This is a genomic window from Mycobacterium intermedium, assembly GCF_002086275.1.
GTDB lineage: Bacteria > Actinomycetota > Actinomycetes > Mycobacteriales > Mycobacteriaceae > Mycobacterium > Mycobacterium intermedium.
In genome coordinates this window covers 38362-46620 of the sequence record NZ_MVHT01000011.1, presented here as the reverse complement: position 1 = coordinate 46620, position 8259 = coordinate 38362, and the positions used below count along the sequence as shown (strand labels likewise).

The window sequence follows — 8259 nt, the reverse complement described above, 5'->3', positions numbered from 1 at the left end:
CCTGCTGCGCTGAATAGCCTCGACCACGTGAGACCGCTGGGCAAGCTTGAACAAGCGGTCATGGAGGAGCTGTGGAAGGCTCGCAGCCCGCAGACCGGACGCCACTTGCACAACGCCCTGTCGGTACACCGCCGCCTTGCTTACACCACGATCACGACCGTCCTCACCCGGTTGACGGCCAAGGGACTCGTGGTGGCATACCGCGACGAGCGGGCGCATCGATATGCGCCGCGCCGGGAACACGGTGAGCTGGTGGCCGAGCTGATGGCCGATGCGTTGTCGCACGCGACGGACGTGGCCGCCCGCCGCTCCGCGCTGATGCACTTCGTCGAGAGCGTCAACTCCGACGATGCGTCGGCATTGCTGCGCGCACTCGCCGATGTTCACGCCGCGGACCACCCAGGTGGGGGATGGCCACCCAGTGCGTGCTGAGCAGCTCTTGGCTCTAGCCCTACTCAAGGAGGAAATCATGTGTGACACAAAAGATCCCATTGACCACTTCCGCACAACGTGCCCGCACACCGGCGAGTTCTTCATCGACCGATTGTCTTGGCCTGGGCTGCTTTCGATAGTGCTGGGTCTCGCCTCGTGGATTGGCGGTGTGGCCTCCGCAGCGTATAAGCACCACGAGTGGGTGATGACATTCGGAGTGGTCGGACTGTTGGCGATCGCCGGTGGCATCGCCTGGCTGGTCCTAGAGCACCGACGGGTGATGAAAGTTGAAAACCTTTGGCTCGCCGCCGATTCCGACCTGGGCAGAGCCGCGCACCAGCCCTAACGGGCTGCGGCGAACTCCCGAACCCAGTCGAACCAGCTCTTCATGCCGTCTCCGGTGCGGGCACTCACCGGCAAGATCGTTGCGGTCGGGTTCACCTGCCTGATGCGTTCGATGTAGCTGTCGACATCCACGTCCAGGTGCGGGACCAGATCGGTCTTGTTCAGCAGCACGACGTCGACGGACCGGAACATCACCGGGTATTTGAGCGGCTTGTCCTCACCTTCGGTGACCGAGTACACCATCGCCTTTGCGTGTTCGCCGACGTCGAACTCGGCGGGGCACACCAGGTTACCGACGTTCTCGATGATCACCAGGTCCAACGGTGCCAGGTCGAGTCCCTGCAGTGCCCGGTTGACCATCGGGGCGTCCAGGTGGCACTCGCCGCCGAATCCGTTGCTGGTGTTCAACAATGAGATCTGGGCGCCCCGGCCGTCGAGTTTGGCGGCGTCCAGGTCGGTCGCGATATCGCCCTCGATTATCCCCACGGACACTTCGCCGGCCAGTTCGTCGAGGGTCGCGGCCAACACGGTGGTCTTGCCGGAGCCCGGCGAGCTCATCAGGTTCAGCGCGCGAACGCCGTTGCTCTCGAACAGCTTGCGGTTGATGTCGGCCCGGGAGTCGTTTTCGGCGAAGATCGATTCCAGCACCTCGATGCGCTGCGATCCGGTCTCATACCCGGAGTGGTCACCGTGCTCGTGCTCGTGGTCCTCGTGGTGGTGGTGGTGACCGTCGTCGTCGTCGTGGTCGTGGCTGTGCACGGTGCCATCGTCGTGCCGGTGAAACCTACCCATTGCCCATGCCTTTCCTGACGGTGTTCACGACACCTGGATCGAGGTGACCAGGAACTCGTTGCCGCGCACCACCTCGACGTCCACGCTCTCACACTTCGCGCAGCACACCGACCAGCGGGATTCGATCACCGACCGCTCCCCACAAGGGCGGCACGCCACCTCGGCTGGCACGAACTCGAGCTCCAGTTGGGTGTCGGCCATGCTGTCGTCCAGGTGCTCACACACCAGCGACCAACAGAACTCGAGCGACTCGGGTACCACCTGGCGGAGCGCCCCGACCTGGACCCGAACAACATCGACGTGCCGGCCGGCCGCGTGGGGCTTGACCACGCCGGCGATGGCCTGACACAGCGACAGCTCGTGCACTACACCATGCTGCCTCGCCAGAACCATCGCTGTCGCGCATATTGAGTGCGGAAAAACGCAGACTTTGTGTGCGAAATTGTGATTGTCGGCACATCGGACTGCATCTAGCGTGGGGCGTACCCGCCCGTGCCGCCAGCCCACCTGGCACGGGGGGCTTGCTGCTCAGGAGGTTGATTTGGGCAGTCGGAACAATGGGGGGACGAGCGTACGGCTGCGTCTCGACATTGCCGGCGTGGTCCAAGGAGTTGGATTCCGCCCGGCCGTCGCGCGCATCGCCGCACGTCACGGCCTATCCGGCTGCGTCTACAACGACTCCGGTTCGGTGCATTGCGAGCTGGAGGGCGCGCGGGACGCGGTCGAGGCCGCGATGTGCGCGATCCAGTCCGAACATCCCCCCATGGCCCGCATCGACTCACTGCGGGCGACCCCGATTCCGCCGCGCGGCGAGTCCCGGTTTCAGATCATCGAGAGCCAGACGGTCGACGACCGTCGCACCCTGGTGCCGCCGGACATCGCCATCTGCGCCGACTGCCTGCGCGAACTGTTCGACCCCGCCGACCGCCGCTACGGCCATCCGTTCATCACCTGTACCAACTGCGGGCCGCGCTTCACAGTGATCACCGATCTGCCGTATGACCGCCCGACGACCACGATGGCGCACTTCGAGATGTGCGCGGCATGTGCGGCCGAATACTCCGACCCCACCGACCGCAGATTCCACGCCCAGACCATCGCCTGCCCCGATTGCGGGCCGACGCTGTCCTGGCATGGGCCCGGCGACGGCAGCGACCCGATCGCCGCCGCCGCGGCAGCACTGAACGACGGCCTGACCGTCGCGGTCAAGGGCATCGGGGGCTTCCACCTGGCCTGCCGCGCCGAAGATGCGGCGACCGTCGCCAGACTGCGCCAGCGAAAGAACCGGCCGGCCAAGCCGTTTGCGGTTATGGTGCCGGATATCGCTGCGGCGCAACGCATCTGCACGGTCAACGAGGCAGCGGCGGAGTTGCTGGCCTCGCCGGCCGCGCCCATCGTGTTGCTTCCCGCCCGCGACGACTCTCTGTTGGCTTCGGTAGCGCCCGGCCTGTCCGAGATCGGCGTCCTGCTGGCCTATTCGCCCCTGCATCATCTGCTGTTCGACCGGCTCGGTGCGGCTCCGCTGGTGATGACGTCGGCAAACCAGGGTGGCTCGCCGATCGTCTTCCGCGATTCCGATCTGGACTGGATCGACGGGTTGGCCGACGCGGTGCTCACCCACGACCGGCCGATCCACGTGCCGTGCGAAGACTCCGTCCTCACCGTCGACGCCGATGGCGGTGCGGTGCCGATCCGGCGGTCGCGTGGCTACGCGCCGCTGCCGGTATCGGTCGACGGGTGCGACGACGGCGAGGTCATCCTGGCCACCGGCGGCGACCTCAAGACGACGTTTTGCCTGATGGACGCGGGTGGCCACGCGCACATGTCGTCGCACCTCGGCGACATGGCCGACCCCCGGACCCAGTCATGTTTTGCAGCCGCGCTGGATCATCTGGCGTTCATGACCGACCGCCGGCCAACGCTCGTCGCCTGCGACCTGCACCCGTCCTACGCCACCACCGGTTGGGCACGTCGACGCCCGCAACCGGTCGTGCAGGTGCAACATCACCATGCGCACGCGGTGTCGCTGCTGGCCGAACACGGACGGCTCGAGACGCCGATGCTCGCGGTCGCCTTCGACGGCACCGGCTACGGCACCGACGGCACCGTCTGGGGTGGCGAATTGTTGCTCGTCACCGACCCGGCTGCCTTCACCCGCGTCGGACACCTCAAACCGTTCGCACTGCCGGGCGGCGACGGCGCGGTGCGCCAACCGGGGCGGATCGCCCTGGACCTGCTGCACCGGGCCGGCATCGACTGGGCGCTAGACATACCGGCGGTCGGCGGGCTCAGCGAGCGGGCGCGCCATGTCCTCGCCCAGCAGATTCCGCGTGGGTTCGGATGCGTCACGACCAGCAGCATGGGCCGGCTGTTCGACGCCGTCGCCAGCCTGCTCGACGTCTGCCACGACGTGACCTACGAGGGACAGGCGGCCGTCGAGCTCGAGCACCTCGCGCGCCGCGGCCGCGCGGTTCCCCTGAACTTCGAGATAACCGCGGGCGTGCTTGACCCGGCGCCGTTGATCACCGACCTGGTGCGCCACCTGCGCGCCGGCACGGCGGCCGCCGATCTGGCCGCCGGCTTCCACGACGCCGTGATCCGCGCGACCGCCGAGGCCGTCAGCCAGGCGGCCGCCGGTATGGTGGCCACCGTCGGACTGACCGGCGGGGTGTTCGTCAACCGACTGCTGCGTGATGGTCTCCGTAAAGCACTGGCCGGCAACGGCTTCGAGGTTCTCACTCATTCGGTGTTGCCGTGCAACGACGGCGGAATCGCGCTCGGTCAAGCGGTGATCGCCGCGCGGCGACAGGAAAAGCTTCCAGAAAGGGGGACGATCGAATGTGTCTCGGAATTCCCGGCAAGGTAGTCGACACGTGGGACGAGGCGGGGACGCGAATGTGCACCGTCGACTTCGGTGGCACCACCAAGACCGTGTGCCTGGCCTATCTGCCGGACATGGAGATCGGTGAATACACCATCGTGCACGCCGGATTCGCGATCACCCGACTCGACGAAGCGTCCGCGAACGAAACGCTGCGGATGTTCCACGATCTCGGCGTCCTCGACGAGGAGTTGGCCGGCGACGAGGGTCAGATACGGAGGGAACCCGCATGAAGTACCTGGACGAATTTCGCGACCCGGTAGCTGCCCGCACTCTGGTGGACCGCATCAAGAAGCGTGCCACCAAGACCTGGACCATCATGGAAGTCTGTGGTGGGCAGACCCATTCGATCATCCGCAACGGCATCGACCAATTGCTCGACGGCGCCGTGGAATTCATCCACGGACCGGGCTGCCCGGTCTGCGTGACGCCGCTGGAGATGATCGACCGCGCGCTGGAAATCGCCGCGCGCGACGACGTGATCTTCTGCTCCTTCGGCGACATGCTGCGGGTGCCCGGGAGTAACCAGGATCTGTTCAGCGTGCGCGCCCGCGGCGGCGACGTGCGGATCGTCTACTCGCCGTTGGATGCCACCCGGGTCGCCGCGGACAACCCCGACAAGGAGGTCGTGTTCTTCGGGGTCGGCTTCGAGACCACCGCGCCGGCCAATGCGATGGCGGTGGTGCACGCCCAGCGGCTCGGACTGACCAACTTCTCGATGTTGGTCTCGCACGTGCTGGTGCCACCCGCGATGACGGCGATTCTCAGCTCACCGACCAACCGCGTCGAGGGGTTCTTGGCGGCCGGACACGTCTGCACGGTGATGGGCACCAGCGAATACGGTCCGCTGGTCGACAAATACCAAGTTCCCATCGTGGTAACCGGTTTCGAGCCGTTGGACCTGCTCGAGGGCGTCCGGCAGGTCGTCGACCTGCTCGAGGACGGAACACCGGAGTTGCGCAACGCGTACCCGCGCGCCGTGACCGCCGCGGGCAATACCGTCGCACAGCAGACCCTCGCCGACGTGTTCGTGGTGACCGATCGGCAGTGGCGCGGCATCGGCATGATTCCCAAGTCCGGCTGGACGCTGTCGCCCCGCTACGCACAGTTCGACGCCGAATTGAAGTTCGGGGTGGGGCAACTGCGGGTGTGCGAATCCGCCGAATGCCACAGTGGGGAAGTGCTGCAGGGTCTGCTGAAGCCCAACGAATGCCCGGCGTTCGGGAAGTCGTGCACGCCGCGCACGCCGCTGGGCGCGACCATGGTGTCCAGCGAGGGCGCCTGTGCGGCGTACTACCAGTTCCGTCGGCTGGAGGCGGCCGCCCATGCCTGAACCTCCGGTCGCCATCGATCCGGCCGATTGGGTCTGTCCGCTGCCGCTGCGTGAAACGAAGCGCATCGTCCTCGGTCATGGCGGTGGTGGCGTGCTCTCGGAGGAGTTGATCGAAAACCTGTTCCTGCCCGCGTTCGGCGGCGCCGCCGGCCCGGCCCGCGATTCGGCGTTGCTCGACGTCGCGGGTGGGCGAGTGGCGCTGACCACCGATTCCTATGTGGTGCAACCGCTGTTCTTCCCCGGCGGCAACATCGGCGACCTGGCCGTCAACGGCACGATCAACGACTTGGCCTGCAGCGGAGCACAACCGGTCGCGCTGACGGCCGGGTTCATCCTCGAAGAAGGGCTCGAGCTCGAGGTGCTTGGCGCGGTCGCCGAAACCATGGGCAAGGCCGCCGCCAACGCCGGCGTCGGGATCGTCACCGGCGACACCAAGGTGGTCGCCAAGGGCGGTGCGGACCAGCTTTTCGTCAACACCGCCGGCGTGGGCGTCGTCCCAGCGGGTGTGCACATCGGGCCGGAGCGGGTGCGTCCCGGCGACCACATCCTCGTCTCGGGCAATCTCGGCGAGCACGGCGTGGCCATCATGAGTGTGCGCGAGGGCATCGACTTCGGCACCGTGGTCACGTCCGACAGCGCGCCACTGCACCGTATGGTCGCGGCAATGCTGGACGCCGGCGGCGCGGCCGTGCACGCGCTGCGCGATCCGACGCGGGGCGGCCTGGTGGCATCCGTGGTCGAGATCGCCCGTGCCGCCACGGTGGGCATCGAACTCGAGATAGCGAAAATTCCAGTGCCCGAGACGGTTTCGTCGGCGTGCTCGTTCCTCGGACTGGACCCGTTGCAGGTGGCCAACGAGGGCAAGATGGTCGCGTTCGTCGACCCCTTGCACAGCGAGGCGGTTTTGGATGCCATGCGGTCGCGGCCCGAGGGGGCCGATGCCGCCGTCATCGGACGGGTGGTGGCCGAGCATCCCGGGATGGTGGTGGGCAAGACGCCGTTCGGTACCACCCAGGTCATTGAACGCCAACTGGGAGAGCAACTTCCGCGAATTTGTTGACGGCAAGCTTGTCAGTGCACCTTCGTAGACTTGCGGTATGTCAACTGGCACAAGCGAGGACATCGCTGAGATCCTCGGCGGGCTGGAGGCCCTCGCGGATCGCATGTGCGAGTTGACCTATGAATCACAAACCACCGCGGAGTTACTGCGGGCCAGGGAAAACCTGGAACGTATCGTGCGCAAGCTCCGGGTGCCCGGGCACGGGATGGTCAACCAACTCGCCGCGCAAGCCACCTGCGAGGAGTTGGGTGGCACCTTGAGGCAGGCGTTGGCCGACCGGTTGCGGATCACCAAAGGCGAAGCCAGCCAACGCATCGCGGAAGCCGCCGACCTGGGCCCGCGGCGCGCCCTGAGCGGCGAACCGCTGCCACCGCTGTTGCCGGCGACCGCCGAGGCGGAACGCGAAGGACACCTCGACAGTCAGCAGATCAGCGTGATCCGCAAGTTCTTCGCCAAGTTGCCCGAGCGGGTCGACGCCGCCACCCGCGAGGACGCCGAAAACAAACTGGTCCTGGTCGCCACCGGATTCCGCCCCGACGAATTGGCCAACTACGCACAGGTTTTCAAGGATTGCCTCAAGCCCGACGGAGACTTCCAACCGGAAGCCCAGGAGGCTCAGCAGAACAGCGCCCGCGGTATCACCCTGGGCAACCAGCAGTCCGACGGGTTGTCGAAGATCAGCGGAAAGGTCACCGCGGAATTCCGGGCCGTCATCGAGCCGATTTTGGCGAAGCTGGCCGCGCCGGGCATGTGCAATCCGGCGGATGAAAACCCGACGATCGATGGGCGCGCCTCGGCGGAGGCGGTCGACCGCGACCCGCGCACCCGTGCCCAACGAAACCACGACGCCGTGCAAACCGCGTTGCGCGTGGTGCTGAGGTCGGAAACCCTGGGCCAGCACCACGGGTTGCCGACCTCGATCATCATCACCACCACCCTGGCCGAGCTGGAAGCCGGTGCGGGGCGGGGCTTGACCGCCGGGGGCACCCTGCTGTCGATGAACGAGGTCATATCCCTGGCCTCACCCTCGCACCCCTACCTGGCGATCTTCGACGAAGACAAGACACTCGCGCTCTACCACAGCAAGCGGCTGGCCTCCCCGGAGCAACGACTGGTACTGCTGGGCAGAGACCGCGGCTGCACCCGCCCTGGCTGCACCGTCCCCGGCTACTACACCCAGGTACACCACCTCGAGGGCTGGATGGCCAAGCGCCGCACGCATATCGACGAACTCACCCTGGCGTGCGGGCCGGATAACCGCATGGTCGAACGGCGAAAGTTCGTGACCCGCCGAAACTCCCACGGCTATACCGAATGGATTTCTCCCGAGCATCCCGACCACGGGCGACCCCGGGTCAACTGCATGCACCACCCGGAACGGGAACTCCAACCCCGCGACGACGATCCCGGCTAGCC

At 66.5% G+C, this 8259-nt stretch carries 9 protein-coding genes; 7 read left to right on the top strand and 2 right to left on the bottom strand.

What is annotated here, in order from left to right; translation table 11 throughout:
* Positions 1-27 precede the first annotated feature (27 nt).
* Positions 28-432 (top strand): BlaI/MecI/CopY family transcriptional regulator, encoded by a 405-nt coding sequence (locus BST27_RS06480; RefSeq protein ID WP_264000825.1) that lies wholly within the window; start codon positions 28-30, stop codon positions 430-432.
* Between the two features lie 37 nt (positions 433-469).
* The gene (gene usfY / locus BST27_RS06475; RefSeq protein WP_069419571.1) at positions 470-778 is read left to right on the top strand and encodes a protein UsfY; all 309 of its coding nucleotides are present in this window, start codon (positions 470-472) and stop codon (positions 776-778) included.
* Here the strand turns inward: usfY and hypB are convergent.
* On the bottom strand, positions 775-1569 hold the full coding sequence (gene hypB / locus BST27_RS06470) for a hydrogenase nickel incorporation protein HypB (protein ID WP_069419528.1): 795 nt from the start codon (positions 1567-1569) through the stop codon (positions 775-777). The two genes, usfY and hypB, sit on opposite strands and share 4 nt — an antisense overlap.
* A gap of 24 nt (positions 1570-1593) precedes the next feature.
* On the bottom strand, positions 1594-1935 hold the full coding sequence (locus BST27_RS06465; protein ID WP_069419529.1) for a hydrogenase maturation nickel metallochaperone HypA: 342 nt from the start codon (positions 1933-1935) through the stop codon (positions 1594-1596).
* Positions 1936-2110: 175 nt separating this feature from the next.
* Between BST27_RS06465 and hypF the strand changes: the two genes are divergently transcribed.
* Genes hypF through BST27_RS06440 form a run of 5 tightly spaced genes read left to right on the top strand, consistent with a single transcriptional unit; the run spans position 2111 to position 8257 of the window.
* Positions 2111-4435, top strand: coding sequence for a carbamoyltransferase HypF (gene hypF, locus BST27_RS06460; RefSeq protein ID WP_069419530.1), 2325 nt, complete (start codon positions 2111-2113; stop codon positions 4433-4435).
* Complete coding sequence (locus BST27_RS06455) at positions 4408-4683, top strand: HypC/HybG/HupF family hydrogenase formation chaperone (RefSeq protein ID WP_069419531.1); 276 nt, start codon at positions 4408-4410, stop codon at positions 4681-4683. Before hypF ends, BST27_RS06455 begins: the two co-directional genes overlap by 28 nt.
* Complete coding sequence (hypD, locus tag BST27_RS06450; protein ID WP_069419532.1) at positions 4680-5783, top strand: hydrogenase formation protein HypD; 1104 nt, start codon at positions 4680-4682, stop codon at positions 5781-5783. Before BST27_RS06455 ends, hypD begins: the two co-directional genes overlap by 4 nt.
* Complete coding sequence (hypE, locus tag BST27_RS06445; protein WP_069419533.1) at positions 5776-6843, top strand: hydrogenase expression/formation protein HypE; 1068 nt, start codon at positions 5776-5778, stop codon at positions 6841-6843. The genes hypD and hypE overlap by 8 nt, the downstream gene beginning before the upstream one ends.
* Positions 6844-6880: 37 nt before the next feature.
* Positions 6881-8257, top strand: a complete 1377-nt coding sequence (locus BST27_RS06440) for an HNH endonuclease signature motif containing protein (protein WP_069419534.1) — start codon at positions 6881-6883, stop codon at positions 8255-8257.
* Positions 8258-8259 lie beyond the last annotated feature (2 nt).

What these genes read in the sequence shown, in the direction of transcription:
- usfY (WP_069419571.1), top strand. Translation starts at nt 470, where the DNA reads ATGTGTGACACAAAAGATCCCATTGACCACTTCCGCACAACGTGCCCG.
- hypB (WP_069419528.1), bottom strand. Translation starts at nt 1,569, where the DNA reads ATGGGTAGGTTTCACCGGCACGACGATGGCACCGTGCACAGCCACGAC.
- BST27_RS06455 (WP_069419531.1), top strand. Translation starts at nt 4,408, where the DNA reads ATGTGTCTCGGAATTCCCGGCAAGGTAGTCGACACGTGGGACGAGGCG.
- hypD (WP_069419532.1), top strand. Translation starts at nt 4,680, where the DNA reads ATGAAGTACCTGGACGAATTTCGCGACCCGGTAGCTGCCCGCACTCTG.
- hypE (WP_069419533.1), top strand. Translation starts at nt 5,776, where the DNA reads ATGCCTGAACCTCCGGTCGCCATCGATCCGGCCGATTGGGTCTGTCCG.
- BST27_RS06440 (WP_069419534.1), top strand. Translation starts at nt 6,881, where the DNA reads ATGTCAACTGGCACAAGCGAGGACATCGCTGAGATCCTCGGCGGGCTG.